Source organism: Pseudoalteromonas aliena SW19 (assembly GCF_014905615.1).
GTDB lineage: Bacteria > Pseudomonadota > Gammaproteobacteria > Enterobacterales > Alteromonadaceae > Pseudoalteromonas > Pseudoalteromonas aliena.
Genome location: NZ_AQGU01000027.1, coordinates 279,609 through 296,066, shown reverse-complemented (window position 1 = coordinate 296,066; position 16,458 = coordinate 279,609). Strand labels below are relative to the sequence as shown.

15 protein-coding genes and 1 other RNA gene are annotated in these 16,458 nt (G+C 38.5%); 8 read left to right on the top strand and 8 right to left on the bottom strand.

The window, feature by feature from the left end:
• Positions 1-3 precede the first annotated feature (3 nt).
• Positions 4-462: a division/cell wall cluster transcriptional repressor MraZ gene (gene mraZ / locus PALI_RS14725; RefSeq protein WP_138584678.1), complete on the bottom strand. Its 459-nt coding sequence runs from the start codon at positions 460-462 to the stop codon at positions 4-6.
• 497 nt (positions 463-959) lie between these two features.
• Between mraZ and PALI_RS14720 the strand changes: the two genes are divergently transcribed.
• The 5 genes from PALI_RS14720 to PALI_RS14700 all read left to right on the top strand — a co-directional run bounded on the left by PALI_RS14720 (position 960) and on the right by PALI_RS14700 (position 6,678).
• On the top strand, positions 960-1,298 hold the full coding sequence (locus PALI_RS14720; RefSeq protein WP_077535982.1) for a DUF883 domain-containing protein: 339 nt from the start codon (positions 960-962) through the stop codon (positions 1,296-1,298).
• 6 nt (positions 1,299-1,304) lie between these two features.
• On the top strand, positions 1,305-1,751 hold the full coding sequence (locus PALI_RS14715) for a hypothetical protein (RefSeq protein ID WP_193156298.1): 447 nt from the start codon (positions 1,305-1,307) through the stop codon (positions 1,749-1,751).
• A gap of 10 nt (positions 1,752-1,761) precedes the next feature.
• The gene (locus tag PALI_RS14710) at positions 1,762-2,004 is read left to right on the top strand and encodes a hypothetical protein (protein WP_138584680.1); all 243 of its coding nucleotides are present in this window, start codon (positions 1,762-1,764) and stop codon (positions 2,002-2,004) included.
• Positions 2,005-2,648: 644 nt separating this feature from the next.
• Positions 2,649-5,693 carry a bifunctional diguanylate cyclase/phosphodiesterase gene (locus PALI_RS14705; RefSeq protein ID WP_193156373.1) on the top strand — a complete coding sequence of 1,015 codons (3,045 nt, stop codon included), beginning with the start codon at positions 2,649-2,651 and terminating at the stop codon, positions 5,691-5,693.
• An 85-nt stretch (positions 5,694-5,778) separates the two neighbouring features.
• Entirely contained in the window at positions 5,779-6,678 is a 900-nt protein-coding gene (locus tag PALI_RS14700) for a LysR family transcriptional regulator (protein ID WP_193156297.1), read from the top strand.
• A 30-nt stretch (positions 6,679-6,708) separates the two neighbouring features.
• Here the strand turns inward: PALI_RS14700 and PALI_RS14695 are convergent, their stop codons facing one another.
• Positions 6,709-7,653, bottom strand: a complete 945-nt coding sequence (locus tag PALI_RS14695) for a YihY/virulence factor BrkB family protein (protein WP_193156296.1) — start codon at positions 7,651-7,653, stop codon at positions 6,709-6,711.
• Positions 7,654-7,773: 120 nt separating this feature from the next.
• Here PALI_RS14695 and PALI_RS14690 point away from each other — a divergent pair, with 120 nt between their 5' ends.
• Entirely contained in the window at positions 7,774-8,850 is a 1,077-nt protein-coding gene (locus tag PALI_RS14690; protein WP_193156295.1) for a mechanosensitive ion channel family protein, read from the top strand.
• Positions 8,851-9,332: 482 nt separating this feature from the next.
• On the opposite strand, the gene PALI_RS14685 is transcribed toward PALI_RS14690, so the two are convergent.
• Positions 9,333-9,983, bottom strand: coding sequence for a hypothetical protein (locus PALI_RS14685; protein ID WP_193156294.1), 651 nt, complete (start codon positions 9,981-9,983; stop codon positions 9,333-9,335).
• Positions 9,984-10,616: 633 nt separating this feature from the next.
• Positions 10,617-11,591: a transposase gene (locus tag PALI_RS14680; RefSeq protein WP_193156293.1), complete on the bottom strand. Its 975-nt coding sequence runs from the start codon at positions 11,589-11,591 to the stop codon at positions 10,617-10,619.
• A gap of 343 nt (positions 11,592-11,934) precedes the next feature.
• Between PALI_RS14680 and PALI_RS14675 the strand changes: the two genes are divergently transcribed.
• A complete protein-coding gene (locus PALI_RS14675) occupies positions 11,935-12,183 on the top strand; it encodes a hypothetical protein (protein WP_193156292.1) in 249 nt (82 codons plus the stop codon).
• A gap of 4 nt (positions 12,184-12,187) precedes the next feature.
• Here PALI_RS14675 and PALI_RS14670 read toward each other — a convergent pair whose 3' ends face one another.
• The 4 genes from PALI_RS14670 to rsmI all read right to left on the bottom strand — a co-directional run bounded on the left by PALI_RS14670 (position 12,188) and on the right by rsmI (position 14,513).
• The gene (locus PALI_RS14670; protein ID WP_193156291.1) at positions 12,188-12,655 is read right to left on the bottom strand and encodes a hypothetical protein; all 468 of its coding nucleotides are present in this window, start codon (positions 12,653-12,655) and stop codon (positions 12,188-12,190) included.
• Positions 12,655-13,095, bottom strand: coding sequence for a hypothetical protein (locus PALI_RS14665; protein ID WP_193156290.1), 441 nt, complete (start codon positions 13,093-13,095; stop codon positions 12,655-12,657). Before PALI_RS14665 ends, PALI_RS14670 begins: the two co-directional genes overlap by 1 nt.
• 141 nt (positions 13,096-13,236) lie before the next feature.
• Positions 13,237-13,614: RNase P RNA component class A (gene rnpB, locus PALI_RS14660), an RNA gene on the bottom strand.
• 41 nt (positions 13,615-13,655) lie between these two features.
• Entirely contained in the window at positions 13,656-14,513 is an 858-nt protein-coding gene (gene rsmI, locus PALI_RS14655; RefSeq protein WP_193156289.1) for a 16S rRNA (cytidine(1402)-2'-O)-methyltransferase, read from the bottom strand.
• A gap of 61 nt (positions 14,514-14,574) precedes the next feature.
• On the opposite strand from rsmI, the gene PALI_RS14650 reads away from it, so the two are divergent.
• On the top strand, positions 14,575-16,452 hold the full coding sequence (locus PALI_RS14650; RefSeq protein ID WP_193156288.1) for a penicillin-binding protein activator: 1,878 nt from the start codon (positions 14,575-14,577) through the stop codon (positions 16,450-16,452).
• Positions 16,453-16,458: the final 6 nt, after the last annotated feature.

The following is a 16,458-nucleotide window of genomic DNA, read 5'->3' as shown; positions in this document are numbered from 1 at the left end:
CTATCAGAGTGTGAAATTATCTAAATCTAAGTTGGGCTCAAAATCACCAAGCCTTTCAAGCTCAGTATCTTGGCGCATCTGTTCGTGCCAACGCGCTTCATCCCAAATTTCAAATTTATTCATCAAACCAACTAGCATGATTTTTTTGCCAAGCTCTGCATGTGCACGCAATGAAGGCGCTAACAAAATTCGACCATTTTTATCGAGTTGATACTCAGTGGCGTTCCCGAGCAACATACGTTGCATGCGACGGGCTCGTGGGTTCATATTCGAAACTTTTGCTAAGCGACACTCTATTTCGAGCCACTCAGCCAGTGGATATAACCATAAACACGGCTCATTTAATGCGACGGTACAAATAACCGTTCCCTGATCTTCAGACAATAAAGGTTCTCGGTACTTAGTTGGTACCGCAAAACGCCCCTTGTCATCCAAACTCAGTGAACTTGCGCCACGAAACATAAAAAGCCTACTTTGAGTTATTTAAAGCAACTATAAATCACTTTGATCCAATTTGATCCACTAAAAACCACTTTTCTCCACAGTGCTCCAGTTTAGGGCTTGACAAGGCTTTTTGTCAAGTAAGCAGGCTCGCTTTAACAAGTCTCAAAGCTAGAAAAAATAAGGGTTCAAGCAAAGCGATTGAATTGTGTGGAAAAAAGTGGAGTCATCGTATAAAAAAAACTTTATTGGCTTTAAGTAACCTACTTTTGACAAACTACACTTACTGAATAAACAGTGAATATTCACTGTTTATTTAATCCTTTTGTATTGCTTTGTAAAATTTACTCAAATGGGGAGTAAGAGTTACTGTTTATTTTTAATAAAAAATATCGAAAAACACTCACAAACATTAAAAAACCTTAAAATTCAATGACTTTAAATAAATATAAAGTTTGGTTTAATCATTGCATCATCCAAATCACTATTTAAATACTTTAACTTATTAAGGATTGATTATGGCTACTGCAACAAATACGAAAGCAAACACAACTTCAGATATTAAGCCCGACGTTAAATCATCAAATACAGAAGCGCCTCTTACAGAAAAAGCGGCATCTGCTGCACATGATGCGGTAGATGCCCTTTCTAGCAAAGCGGCAACAGCTGAAAGCAATGTTCGCAAAGGCGCTTCTAGTTCAGCTGAAGCACTCAGTGAAAAGCAACTTTTAGCACGTGAAAAACTAAGTGAGTGCACAGCTAAAACACGTGCTTTTGCAGCTGAAAATCCATTAGCAACAGCAGGTATTGCTTTTGCTGCGGGCATGTTAATTACATCATTATTTCGTCGTAAGTAACCTGTTATGAATAACCCACAAACAATCGCTGCCAAGGATGGTAATGAACAAAACCAAACTACTGAGCAACCGTGCCAAAAGGACGATTGGCAAGATCATATTGCAAAGCTTTTAGCATATTCAAAGCAGCTCAAGGATGATTACCAGACTCAAGGAGAGATCACCCATCAGCTTGCCAAAGCTGAATGGCGGTTATCGCTTAGATCGCTTGCATTGATCACGATATTTTTAGGATGCTTTGCCAGTGGTTTGGTTTTGTTGTGGGCGGGGATTTTAGGTGCTGTTGGGTTTGCTATGTTCGATCTATTTGGATCGGTATGGCTTGGTATTGCAGCAGCAACTTTACTGCAAATAGCATGTTTAGCATGGCTTTGGAAAAACACCGTTTATCTGAGCAATAAAATTGGCTTTAGTAAAACATTTAAAAGCTTAAAGCAGCTATTTAGTTTGTAAGGAAATTAATATGTTAGTTAATTATTTAATTAAAGAACCGAACAAGAACGTTCAAGCTTTAAGTGAAAAGATGGATATGCAAAATGAATTAAAACGCCAGCACCATGCGGCATTTCAATACAGATTAAAGCGTCTAGCTGCAACTAAGGTAGGTATAACCAGTGCCTTTTTAGCTGGTGCCGCCGTACAAGCAGGCAAAAGCGAAACAAGCTTAGTAAGAAAATACGGTTGGCTCGTAAGGTTATTAGCTTAAAGCCAATTAACTTTGCCGCGATCTGATCAAAGGTAGTCAAGTGCTTTTTGCTAAACAAGATTGTACATTTAAAACTACAATGTTACTCGACATGACAAAACCAATGACTGCTTCCATCACCTTTTAGTATAAATCCCTAACATGCCCAGAAAATACTGAATTTATCACTATAATAAAACCACTTTTTAATTCAATTCGCTTAATTAAATGAGCTTTTCAACCCCTCGTATAAATACTTGAGAAGTCCATTACGCAACTTTTTCATCTATGATTTAAATCCAACAACAATAGAAATATTGATCACCACATTTGCAAGAAGTGATCTATGCAGCGCTATAATAAACAGCGCTGGCATGGCTAACATTTGTAAAAAAGAGATTAACAGTTAGCAGAGCTAATAATTCAACTTTTTAGAATTAAAATCCAGCATAGTTGCTATTTATACATTAAGGATAATACGTTATGTTTATAAAACCTCCAAAAAAAACAGTAAGCATTTAAAAATAAACAATTTTTCTGCAAAACCCTATATTTAACATGGTTATTTTTTCTTTATTTGACTACAATAATCGCTCAGGGAAATAAATTACAGGGAACAGATTATTTTTACTTCATCACTTAAAAGCCAGCTCTATCGATTATTAATTTTGCTTAGCATACCGGGCGCTGCTGTAACGCTATTTACACTGTGTATTGAGCGTGGTGCTGCAATAGAAAAAAGTGAAGAAAAAGTAATTAACATAGCAAAGCATTTAACTCACCATCAAAAACAGATGGTCAGTGATGTTAAAAAACTAACTTTGTTTTTAGCTAAAAAAGTTTCAAATCATCAAGCTCTTCCAACCACTTGCCCAGCTTACTTCACTGATATTAAGGCGCTTTATACTAATGTGGCCAATATAGGCATTGTCGACAAAAACGGTGATGTAATGTGCGTTACCAACGGATATAGTAAAAATATTAATATAAGCGACCGCCCATACTTTAAAAATGCTATTTCAAAGAAAAGTTTTTCAATCGGATATTTTCAATACGATAGAAGCATTCAAGCACAAAGCGTTAATTTCGCTTACCCAATTATCGATGAGAATGGTCAGCTTATCGGTGCACTTGTTACCGTTATTGCGCTAAATTGGTGGAGTCTTGAATTAAATCAAGCCAGCTTTCCAGATGGAGCAAATGCGGTTATTGCTGATTCAAATGGCTTAATTCTTGCCAATTACCCTAATTCACTAAATCAGCTAGGCAAAAAGATTACTAACAAAAATTTACTCCACGATGATAAATTAAATGCCGTATTTAAAGATAAAAACGGGGTTAACCAAATATTTCATCGTTCTATTTTATATAAAGACATTAATAACAATAATTTAGATATTTATATAACGCTTCCTATTGATGACTTTATAGATCAAGTTAATCTTAACTTTATAAAAACTATTTTGGCTTTCCTAGCTACCATCACCCTGTTAACTTTTTTAGCGCGAAGAGTAATTAAATCAAGCATATTCAATCCTCTTAAAGATTTATCAAAAGCCACTGATCAGCTAGCCAGTGGCAGCATGCCCGACAGTAACGCAAAGCCTAACAGTCCTGAGTTATATGCTTTGTATAAACGCTTCGAAGTTATGGCAGCAACTCGATTAACAGCAGAAGCAAGATTAAAAAACAAACACGATGAACTCACCAGCTTGCTAAATGCCTTGCCTGACGGTTACCTGAAATTAAATAGTGATGGAGAGCTGCTCAATGTTGGTGGCCATATAAGCCCACTATTACTTACAAAATCAACCGCGCCAATGAACTTATCCTGCTTATTACCAAAAGCGAATGCACAGTTACTTTTGTCTTATTTATCCAAATCAAAAAAACAAGTGACTCTTGAATTTAAACTCGATGAAGGTACTGATGATTACTTTTTCGAAGCGCGTATTAATGCTCTTAACAAAGAAAACGAATACATACTCGTGCTGCGAGATATTAGTCAGAAAAAACAAGATGAAAAAGCACTGCATTTAGCGTCATTGGTTTACAGTAACAGCAGTGAAGGCATGGCAATAACTGACGCTGATGGCATAATTTATGATGTTAATCCTGCATTTTGTAAAGCCACGTTATACAGTAAAGAAGAAGTTATTGGTAAAACAACGCATATTTTATCATCCGGTAAACATCCAAAAGAATTTTATCAAAAAATGTGGTCAGAACTTCAAGCCACCGGCCGTTGGCAAGGCGAAGTTATAAACCGTAGAAAAAATGGCGAACTTTATACTGAATGGTTATTAATCGATACCGTATACGACGATAACCACACGCCTATTCGTCGTGTCGCTATTTTTACTGACTTAACAGAAAAAATTAAAGCGAATAACACAATTTGGCGACAAGCACATTTTGATCACCTTACCGACTTACCCAATCGTTTAGAACTAAAAGAACGCTTAAACCAGCGTTTTTCAGATTTAACCAGCGAAGATAATCAACTTGTTGTTATGTTGTTAGATATCGATCACTTTAAAGACATTAACGACACATTGGGCCATCATTACGGCGATCACTTACTTAAGCAAGTGTCGAAACGCATAGTGCAATCTGCAAAAAATGCAGAGTTTGTAGCAAGAATTGGTGGCGATGAGTTTGTTATTGTATTTAATAAAATCAAAAGTAATCGCCATATAAACCAAATTGCGAGTAATATTTTACTTAGCCTATCAACAGTATTAAATGTCGAAAAAGAAGAGTTATTTATCAGTGCAAGTATAGGTATTGCTTGCGCACCTTCGGATGGTGAAAATACTGAGCAATTATTAAAAGCCGCCGATCAGGCGATGTATAAAGCAAAAAGTAATGGCCGAAATGGCTTTGAATTTTTCTCTGCGGATATGCGCGAACAAGCTCAAGCACGTATGCAATTATTAAAAGATTTACGAAGCGCAATAGAACTCAAACAATTCGAGCTATTTTACCAACCTATTGTTAATTTAAGTGACTTGCACATCCACAAAGCCGAAGGATTAATTCGTTGGCAACATCCAGAAAAAGGCTTAATAAGCCCTATTGCATTCATTCCGCTAGCTGAAGAAACCAGGCAAATAAACGCACTTGGTCAGTTTGTGTTTGGCCAAGCCTTAGAAACACTCAATGACATTAAAAAATTAACCAGTAGTGAATTTCAAATAAGCGTTAACGTGTCGCCAGTGCAGCTTTCTACACTCGATAGCGGCATAGATGATTGGCCTAACATGTTAAAAGCAGCAAAACTCCCTGCTTCTTCTATTGTGGCCGAAATCACAGAAGGTTTGATGGTTAACCCCGAAGCGTTAACACAAACACGTCTTAAAACCTTGGTTCAGTCGGGTATGCAATTAGCACTGGATGATTTTGGCACTGGTTACTCTTCACTTGCTTATTTACAAGAAATGGACACCGACTACCTTAAAATAGATAAGCGTTTTGTTGATAATATTACGCAAGGAAGCCAAGAGCTTGCCCTTTGTGAAGCTATTATCGTAATGGCGCACCAATTGGGATTAAAGGTTATTGCTGAAGGTATTGAAACAGAATTACAAATGCAATTACTGCTCGCTGCAGGATGTGATTACGGACAAGGGTACTTATTCTCCAAGCCACTAAATAAAAGTCGCTTTATGGCACTTTTAGCAGATAAAAAGATGATCATTTCTATCTAAGATTAAATAACGCCACAAGTGCAATAAAAGCAAGTTCTTCACGGTCAAGTTACTCAATCGATAAAAGCAGTAATAGGATTGAAACATGGCAAAGGCAACGTTAGAGCAATGGAGAATGTTTAAAGCCGTTGTTGAGTGTGGCGGATTTGCAGGTGCAAGTGCCGCAGTGCATAAGAGTCAATCAACAGTACATCATGCTGTGCAAAAGTTAGAAGCGGCTCTGCAAATAAAGTTACTTGAGGTGAAAGGTCGAAAAGCATTTTTAACCGACAGCGGTAAGCTTATTTTACGCAGGGCTGAATTTTTAATACAAGAAGCAAGTAACATAGAGTCAGTTGCCACTTCGCTCAGCAAAGGTATAGAAAACACCTTAAAAATAGCCGTTGATGAAGCACTCCCCCAAGCTGTTTTATATCAAGCTCTTGTTAAAACGAGTGAACTCTACCCATTACTAAAAATCGATTTAATCGAAAACGTACCTACTAGTACGAATGAGCTTTTAAACAATGCAGTTGTTGATTTAGCTATTTCATCTATTCCTACATTTGGTATTAGCTGCGATAAGCTGTGCGATATAGAATTTATTGCCGTAGCTCATAAAGAACATGTTTTGCATCAGCATTCTGAACAATTAAGCTTTCGCGATTTAAAATCACATCGACAAATCATAGTGCGCGATTTAATAACTCACACACGCTACAACGAAGATTGTAGTAGTACAGAACGCTTAGATTTAGATATGTACTGGACTGTGAGCCATTTACGTGACGCTATTGATATGGTGAGTCAAAACTTAGGTTTTGCGTGGCTACCAATAACGCATATATCTTACCTTATTGATAATAGAACATTAAAAACGCTTAATTTGGCACAAGGCGCAACCCGGGCTTTGCGCTTATATTTAACGTGTGACGACACCGATAGACTTGGGCCCGCAGCACAAGAATTTAAAGAACAGCTAAAACTAATTATTAACAAAACCTAAGTAACCAGCTTAAAGTTAAAATTACGCCCCCTAAACATCTAAATTATCGGCAACATATGCGCCTCTCTCGCCTCGCTTTTTAGCAGGCCCCACGGTGCTATCCTTCGCCGTTTGCTGCTCTGTTGCCGCATTTATAACCGCGCCTAACGTGACGATGTATGCACTGATATACAGCCACATAAGCATAATCACTACACCACCTAAAGAGCCATAGGTTTCGTTATAACTCGCAAAGCGCGACACATAAAATGAAAAGCCAATGGAGGCTGCAATCCAAAGCACAGTTGCAATAGACGACCCCATCGTGATCCAACGCCACTTAGCCGCCTTACGATGCGGTGCATAGCGGTATAACAACACCAATGCAAAGTTAAATGTAAATGCAAGTAATGGCCAAGAAATAAACTTAATTAATAAATCAATACTCTCTTTTAAGCCCACCAAATTAAGGACAATAGGTAAAATACCTATGATCACAAGTGCAAAAATGGCGACAACAATCGCCCCAACCGAAAAAATAAATCGCATTAACAATGCTTTAAAAAAAGATCGCTTTTCATATTCGTGATAACTAATATTACACGCAGTAATTAATGCTTGGCTCCCCTTTGAACTACTCCAAATCGTTAATACTAATGTCCCAAAAGCACTTAAGCTCAAGCTTGTGTGAGAGCTTTTTGCAAGATTAGATACCTGCGATAAAATAAGCTCTCGTGTGCTTTGGGGTAGCAAAGTAACAAATTGGCTTAAATGCTCGCTAATATCAGTGGGTGATGCAAAATAAGCATAAACCGACACTACAGCCGCAATAGCAGGAAAAATTGCCAGCAAGGCATAAAAAGCCACACCAGCAGCTACCAACGATAAATTATCTTGACTTGTTTTTTTAAAGATACGCTTTGCAATATCCCACCATCCCAAAATAGGAATGTGCGCTGGTTGCTTTGCTTGTTGACCCCGTTTAGCCTCACTCATCCTAAGCTCCTGTATTTGTAATACATTGATACAGCAAAATACTTGCCAAAACAAAATAGTGATTGGTATTAAACTTGCTACTATGTAGTTTATAAAGGACTCAAACATAGACAGGCAGCCATGCACAGCATTTTACCAAGCAACATAACACTCACTAATACGCTACCTGCGGCAGAAGCAATTAAAGTAAGCACACTATCGTGGCAGTTTTTTTATGACCAAGGTATGCAATTACTTCACACCGCAGCGCAATTATTACCCACTTTGCTATTAGGTGTTATTTTACTCGTTATAAGCTATTTAATTGCGGGGCCACTGTCGCGATTACTTATAAAACCCATTAACTTTATAACCGACAGTAAACTGGTTGTATTAGTGGCTAGGCGTGGTATTAGCACCCTGATTATTTTATTAGGCCTGTACTTATTTTTACGCTTAGCGGGGCTTACCGAATTTGCAGTGGCGATAATGAGTGGCACTGGATTAATCGGCCTTATTTTAGGTTTTGCCTTTAGAGACATAGCTGAAAACTTTATTGCCAGTTTACTTTTAAGCGTGCAACGCCCTTTTAAAATTGATGATGTAATAGAAGTAGACGGCAGATTGGGTGTTGTTAAAAAAGTAACAGCGCGTGCAACAACACTCGTTGATTACGATGGTAACCATATTCAAATACCGAATGCGACAGTGTACAAAAATACCATTAAAAACCTGACCGCTAATCCAAAAATGCGCGGAAAAGTAGAAATAGGTATTGGTTACGATAACGATATACGCAGTACACAAACTCTCGCCCTAGATATTGCCAATCAACAAGTTGCAGTACTGAGCGATCCACCTGCGCAAGTACTAATAAAAAACTTAGGCTCATCAACCATTAACTTTATTTTGTACTTTTGGGTTAATGGAGAGCAGCACAGTCCACTAAAAGTCAGCTCCCAACTAATGCGCGAATTAGTTAATGAGTTTACAAAACAAAATATTAGTATGCCTGATGATGCCCGCGAACGAATTTTACTTAATTCGCCTAATACTGAACTTGATAGTTCAGAGCAGCCACAATCGTATAGTGAAACCAAAAACACCGAAACACATGAGCAAACCCAGACACTTAATGATGTAAGCAGTGATACCGACGAAATTAGAGAGCAAGCCGATCAGTCACGCGATCCTGAGCAAGGGAAAAATATTATTTAAGAAAGGTAAATTGTATTGACCACACAGCAATAAACTACAAATCTTGACCTTTGATATGTGAAGTCAAGATTTGACCCTCGGGATCTTTTGTATCAACCAAACTTACTTGACGCTTTATTGCGATTGCCATAAGACACCCTGCTTGTTTTTTGCACTGATGAAAGCCTAGTACTTAGTTCGCCAAACTGCAAAAATTAGGGTGGGTGTCTAGTTTATTCTGTTTTTCTTACCCGAATACATTAGACCTGTCCAACTCTTCTTCTCAACGCCCATTTCTGTTGGGTGGAATTTAGGGGTATAGCTAAAGCCTGATGCTTGTAAAGCAAAATCCGTAACACCATAAATAGCTGCTGGAATTGTGCCTACACCAGTTAATGATGCTAACGCAAAGGAAAAATTAGAGTGGGTGTCTAGTTTATTCTGTTGCCAAAAGCATCGGCTAGCATTTTAGGCTAACCGAAAGTTGCTCACTTAATTAATTTTTACTTAGATTTTATTTTAGGTTTAGACAGGCCTGCTCGAATACAAAATAAAAAATCAGCAATATAGTTAAATGAAAACGCATAACCAAAGGCTACGGTACCAAGAATCAAAATTATAGTTTCAAATAGTGCTCCGCTTCCGCTTGCTTGCATTATCACAGCTAAAGAAGCTGCTACCGCTGAACATGTACCGCCTCTCCGAAGAGTACTTTGGAATGTATCTCCTTTTTTTTTCTTGAAGCCAAAAAACAAAAGAACAGGGTTATCATCTGAAACATCTCTTTGCCAAATGGCTGAATTAAATGAAAAAGAGGAAACTATAAATCTCCCATTTTGTATCCCCATTCTATAATTTGATTTTGGTTCTAATACTCTGACTAGAAGTCCACAAAGGCACATACCCGATATCAAAAATATTATAATTGAAAGCCCGAGCTCACCTCCACTAAACACATTCCATAGATATATTATAATTGATGTTAAATAGGCTAAATATGCTATTGATAGCAGACATTGCCAAAACAAAAAAATAAAAGATAACTTAGACTTCCTTTTGAAGTACAACCCTCCTGATATAAATAAAAACAGCATGAATAAGAATATACTTCCGTAAAATTGTAAGTTTTCCACATCGAAGTATGGGCGAAACAATATAGTCCCGCCTATTACTAAACTAACGATGAAGACACCCCCAAAGTTAATTAATTCACTATTATCTGATCTACTGAGCATCATTCACCTTGAAGGGACTTTACCAGCCCCAATTTTCAACACCGTATCCGATAAACGAATCAAGTCCACTTCGAATACCTTTTGCTAACTAAACTTGACACCCACTCTAATTTAACAAGCAAAGCTGTGTCTAGATTTACTTTTTTAGGTCAATAATTAATGTTTTACGACTACGTTAATTTTATTTCATCCAGAACGCAATTAAACTTGACACCCACTCTAATTTAACAAGCAAAGCTGTGTCTAAATTTACTTTTTTAGGTCAATAATTAATGTTTTACGACTACGTTAATTTTATTTCATCCAGAAAATCAGCAATTATTACTCTTAAACCTGAATTACACGCAAACGCAATTAAACTTGACACCCACTCTAATTTAACAAGCAAAGCTGTGTCTAAATTTACTTTTTTAGGTCAATAATTAATGTTTTACGACTACGTTAATTTTATTTCATCCAGAAAATCAGCAATTATTACTCTTAAACCTGAATTACACGCACGAAAATGACTGCATGATGCAGTTTTAACTTTTCTACTGAGTAATTTAAGGTTTATGCTAATAGCTTTTCACAATTACTTATATTAGCTCGCCGTTTTCTGCTTAAGTTTTCACAATAACTTGCTTGTGAGGTCGGCCTGCCTACTGCGCCGTGAAATACGCGTGTAAATTGTGTGGTGAGTTTTAACCAGTTTTCAGAGGAAATATTGACTCTTTCGAGTAAGGGTAAGTGTGTACTTTCAATATACCCTCGTTTGTCCTCTCGTATACAACGCCCTGTTAACTCAACAAGTTCAAGGTACGATTTAAGCTCAAACGGTAGTCCTTTTGGCATGATTTGACGTGGCATGCCTGCAAAGCGGAGCAATTTTTTCGGTTGCTTGCCTTCTTTTGCGCATGTTAAGCGTAGTTGAGCGCTGGTATGGTCAGATTCTTCTGATGTATTTGCCATTTTGGCTCTGATGGGGTTTAAATCTACATACGCCATGCAGGCCGCCAATGCAGCTTCATCCAATAATGCTTGTGATGTAAATCGTCCCTCCCAAAACCTCCCAGTGCAGTTATCTTCTTTATTTGCTCTGCGGGCTATGCTTTCATTTAATAATCGCATAAACCAACTAATACTTGATAGACGCTCTCGATATTCCTTTACCGTTTGATTAAAAAAGATAAGTTCAGCTTTACTTAGCTTTTCACCTTGTATGTATTTTTGCGTGAGTACAGTGCCTTTACAAAGTTTATGCCAGCGAATAACAATTGCTTTGTCATTCAGCCGATTCGCTTTTTTATCATCAACATACAGGACTAAATGGGTGTGGTTACTCATAACAGCATAAGCACAAACGTCAATACAAAATATCTTGGCTAACTCTAGCAGTTTGTCTTCAACCCACCCTCTGCGGTGCTCGTAAGATTGACCAGTAAAATGGTCTTCACCGCACAAAAAAGCACGCCGAACACAACGTGATATACAGTGGTAGTACTTTGTATCAACCAAACTTACTTGACGCTTTCTTGCGATTGCCATAAGACACTCTGCTTGTTTTCACACTGATGAAAGCCTAGTACTTAGTTCGCCAAACAGCAAAAATTAGGGTGGGTGTCTAGTTTATTGGTTTGTCATTAATCCTGTTCCACCTGAACCTAAGAAGACATTAATCCACCGAGAGAAGGTTAAACCTATAAGCATTGCTGACACTCCCGTTAAACATTGGTGGTTTACTGCCTCTGGAGCATTAGGTTTAGTAGGTAATTTGGCCAGTATATTAGGAGTATGGTTAACCCTTGGAACTGGCGAACAATCGCCGCTTCCAACATTTCCTATCTGGTTTATGTTGCTATCTGGTTTCTTATTTATTTTTGGAATTGGTATGTGGCGTATGCGTTATTTAAACTTACCATTTTCCAGTCAGGCTATAGAGATCAGCAAGGATGGTCAGTTGTATTTAACCCGTATTTCGGGTGTGTGCAGTCAGTGTGGTAGCCCAGTAGAGGTTAGAACGATTGGACCGAAGGAACATAGAATTACCGTTGTGCAATGCACGAACAACCCCCAACAACATCGCTGGGAGTTTGATCGTACTATTTTAGGTGATGTGAAAGGTGATTATCAAAGTTAAATAATCACCTATTTTCTTTTGTTATACTCTCATAACAACCAAACTTCGGTAACGATTCCCAATTACCAGAAACATCAATACTGTTATTAGCTGTAGCAACTTCTGAAGTAATATAGTCTCTTTTTTCAATATAGAGACTACCGTCTGGTTTAAATGCATAAACAGACTTTTCAATTTCTTTTCCTGTCTCTGCATCATGCTCATGGTAGGTCGCAAACGCTAAAAACAACTTACCTTCCACAACATTGAACTGATAAGCAAGATAGACTCTTTTTAAGTCATCCAAAAAGCTTACTAGATAAGTATCGTTAGCTATATCCACTAAGTTACGCGGACTTCCTTCTGAATCTTTAATAACAACGGTGTAGGCTTCATCTGATTGATGAAGCTTAAGAGCATCCTCAGCTGTCATTACATCTATAGGACGCTGCTTTGCCATAAACCATCTTTTACAATACTCTTGTGTGCTCATTAATAAACCTTACCGTTTATATCTCTAATTAAAATACCTAGCCTATCGGCTTCACCTATTATTGAGGTTGGAACTGGCGTGGCTTGGACTGGCACTTCCAGTATTAAATCTCCACTCAGCCTCTGGCCTGCTAACCCTCCACTAGATGGAACGTTAGAAATTACCGAGCCTGCGGGGTATTTATTACTAAGTTCTCTTAAATATCCAACACCAGTTTTTCCTTGAATGTCCCCAAGCTGAGTAAACTTACGAGATATAATTTCACTGTTAATAGAGTAAGAGTCTAAACGAACATACCCCCCGCCCGGCTTATCAATATATAATTCATCAATATCATAAACACCTGCACGCTGCCTATTAAAGTCATTACCAGCATCAAGCTTTTGGAATCCAACGGGGTCAAATCTTTGGAATCCAACGGGGTCAAATCTTGACTTCATACATCATAATTTCTCACAGCCAAGTTATTACTTTTTATTGAAATTCTACTGAGTGCCACAAGCTGACGGCTAAAAGATGACTTATCTTAATTTTTAAGCACAAAAAAACCCGCAGCGTTAACTGCGGGCTTTTTTGTTGAATGAGTGAGTCAGCCGGTAAGCCGGGTTTTGTCCTTTCCGAAGAAAGTGATAATCATTCGTCTAGGCCATAAATCGCTCTATGGCTCAAGCAACCTACCCGGTTCTCACGTGGGCCACGCGTTCATTATTTAAAATGATAGAACCCTATTTGGTCTTGCTCCGAGTGGAGTTTACCTTGCAACCGACTATTACTAGCGGCCCGGTGCGCTCTTACCGCACCCTTTCACCCTTACCAACCGAAGTTGGCGGTCTCCTCTCTGCTGCACTTGTCGTGGGCTCGCGCCCCCCAGCCGTTAACTGGCACTCTGCCCTGTGGAGCCCGGACTTTCCTCCCCCTGATCATTTTCGTCACAGGCAGCGATCATCTTGGCTGACTCGGCGCGCAGTATACATGAGGCGAATGCCAAGCGCAGTAAGATTTACTCTTTTTCTTCAATAATTGTTTTATATAAGGCGTTTTTTTTCATTCCAAAGTATTCGGCAACAACACCACAGGCTTTTTTCATTGGCATTTCATTTTCAAGTAGTGCCAACATTTTGCGTGCTTCTGGTGGAACGTCGTCTACTTGCTTGGGTTTACCTGGCAGCATAAGTACTATTTCGCCGCGTTGCTTGGTTGGATCGTTTGTTAAAAACTGTTTTAGCTCACTTACGCTGCCGTTAAAAAATGTTTCAAACGTTTTGGTCAGTTCTTTAGCAAACACGACTTGTTGATCGTCGCCAAGTGCTTGGGCTAAATCATCAAGGCTTGCCATTATACGGTGCGTGCTTTCGTACATTATGCTGGTCATGCTTGAATTAACGGCTTCGGTAAAAAAGTCTTGGCGGGCTTTACTTTTAGCCGGCGTAAAGCCTATAAACTGAAAGCGGTCGGTGGGTAGCCCAGAGCAACACACGGCTGTAATTGCAGCACACGCACCAGGTATAGGTGTTACATGTGCGCCTTGCTCGCGGCATAAGTTTACAACCGCATAACCTGGGTCACTGATCAAGGGGGTTCCAGCATCAGAAACCAGCGCGATATTTAGCCCTTGGTTAAGCTGATCAATTATTTGTTGCGCTTTTTGCTTCTCGTTATGATCGTGTAATGCAAAGGTTTTAGCCTTGATACCAAAGTGGCTGAGTAGCTTGCCAGTATGGCGAGTATCTTCAGCAGCTATTAAGTCGACTTGCGATAATGTCGCGATTGCACGCTGACTTAAGTCGTCATAATTGCCAATTGGGGTGGCTACGATGTAAAGAGTGCCAATTTTCTGTGAATTCTCCTCATTTAACATTGAGGTCTCCTGCGTCAGTCAGTAATATAAGCAAATCGCGTTAACGTATTGGGAAATCATTGTGCGACTTAAACTAGTTAGTCTATTAATTATATTGTCAGGGTTATCGGCTTGTAGCACAACCGAAAAACCAACTAAAAACAGTGATAACTTCAGTAACAGTGCTAATGCACTAAAAAATCAAGCAACCAGTGCACAATCTATCTATCTATTAGCTCAAAATCGTCAAGGTGCCGATAAAATACAGTTATTATATAGCGCGCGCGATGCTGCTATTAATGAAAAAAACTGGCCTTTATTAGAGCAAATAGGCAGTGACCTTGAGCTAACAGCCAGTGTAGATCAGATTCAAAACCGCCTTTATATTGCGTTTGCGCAAAAACAACAAAATAAAAACAAACAAGCCTTGGTTATTTTGCAGTCTTTAGACGGTCAACTTATTCAGCCTGAACATTTTGCATGGCATCAGTTTTTAACTGCCAGTATTTATGCATCACAAAATTTTCCTAAAAAAGCAGCGCCTTATTTTTTTAAAGCATCAGAAACAGCAGCTAAAAATAATATTGATATCCCGCAGCTTAATGAAAGCTTGTGGGATAACTTAAAAAAGCTCTCGTCTTATGCACTTGAGCGCTTTAACCGTGGAGCAGTGATCCAACAAGGTTGGGTTAACCTTGCTTTATACTACCAAGTTTATGCAAATAGCGGTGTGGAATTAGACCAAGCAATTAATAATTGGCGACGTCGTTATACAGGCCATCCAGCAGATTCTATTTTACCTAAAAAAGATGCAGCGCTTACCGAGTTAGCAGCCATAAAAATTGAACGCTTAGTGGTACTATTTCCGCAGTCGGGCCCTAATGAGCGTTTAGGTGATGCACTTAGAGCTGGCGCTTTAGCGGCGCTGGATACAAAAAAGATAGCTGAAACTATTTTTATTGACGAAAACCTAAGCACCGAAGAAATTGCAATACAGCTTGAAAAAATTAAGCCTGACTTTGTAATTGGCCCACTACTAAAGGCTAACATCGACAAGCTAGCGAGTGCTAAAACATTAATTGATACACCCGTTTTGCATTTGAACACACTTGATGGCGAGCGTATTTCACTACAGCATTACTTTTTTGCATTAAATCCAGAACATGAAGTAGAACAAGCATTGGAGCACTTTTTAGCTATGGGTTACCAAAAACCTATGTTACTTGCGCCTAATAATGCTAACGGACAACGTCTTGTTGATTATTTTAATTTGCAATGGCAGCGCTACAGTGAAACTAAAGCGCAAATTGGCTTATACAATGATAAAAAAGATATGCCAAACACCATTACCAGTTTGCTCGAAGTTGATAAATCAAAAGAACGTATAAAAACTGTAAAAGCGTTATTTAAGCAAGAAGTCGAAAATGAAACACGCTCACGCGGTGATATAGACGTTATTTATATTCTAGGTGATGCAATCGAAACACGTTTAATTAAACCTTACTTAGATGTAAATGTAAGTACATTTGCGGACAGAATTCCGCTTTACGCTAGCTCAAAAAGTCATAGTAAACAGATTGATCGTACAGACAAAGGTGATTTAGATGGCCTATACTTTACCGAGTTACCGTGGATGCTTAATTCACAACTAAAACAATCAAATTTACGCTATCAATATAATACATTGTGGCCTGATCAGGCTGATATAAGCCAGCGCCTATTTGCGATGGCATACGACGCTGTACTCGTGTTACATGATATTAGACAGCTAAGTATAATACCTGGTAAGCAGTTTAATGGCCTAAGTGGCAAACTATCGGTCAACAGTAATGGCTATATAGAACGCACACTCGATTGGGCACAATATGCAAACAGACGCATTAAACCTGTTAAGTTAAAAACACAGCGTCCTATTCCGTTATTTATGCAATCAGCGGGTGAAATACACACTATAAATTAAATAAGG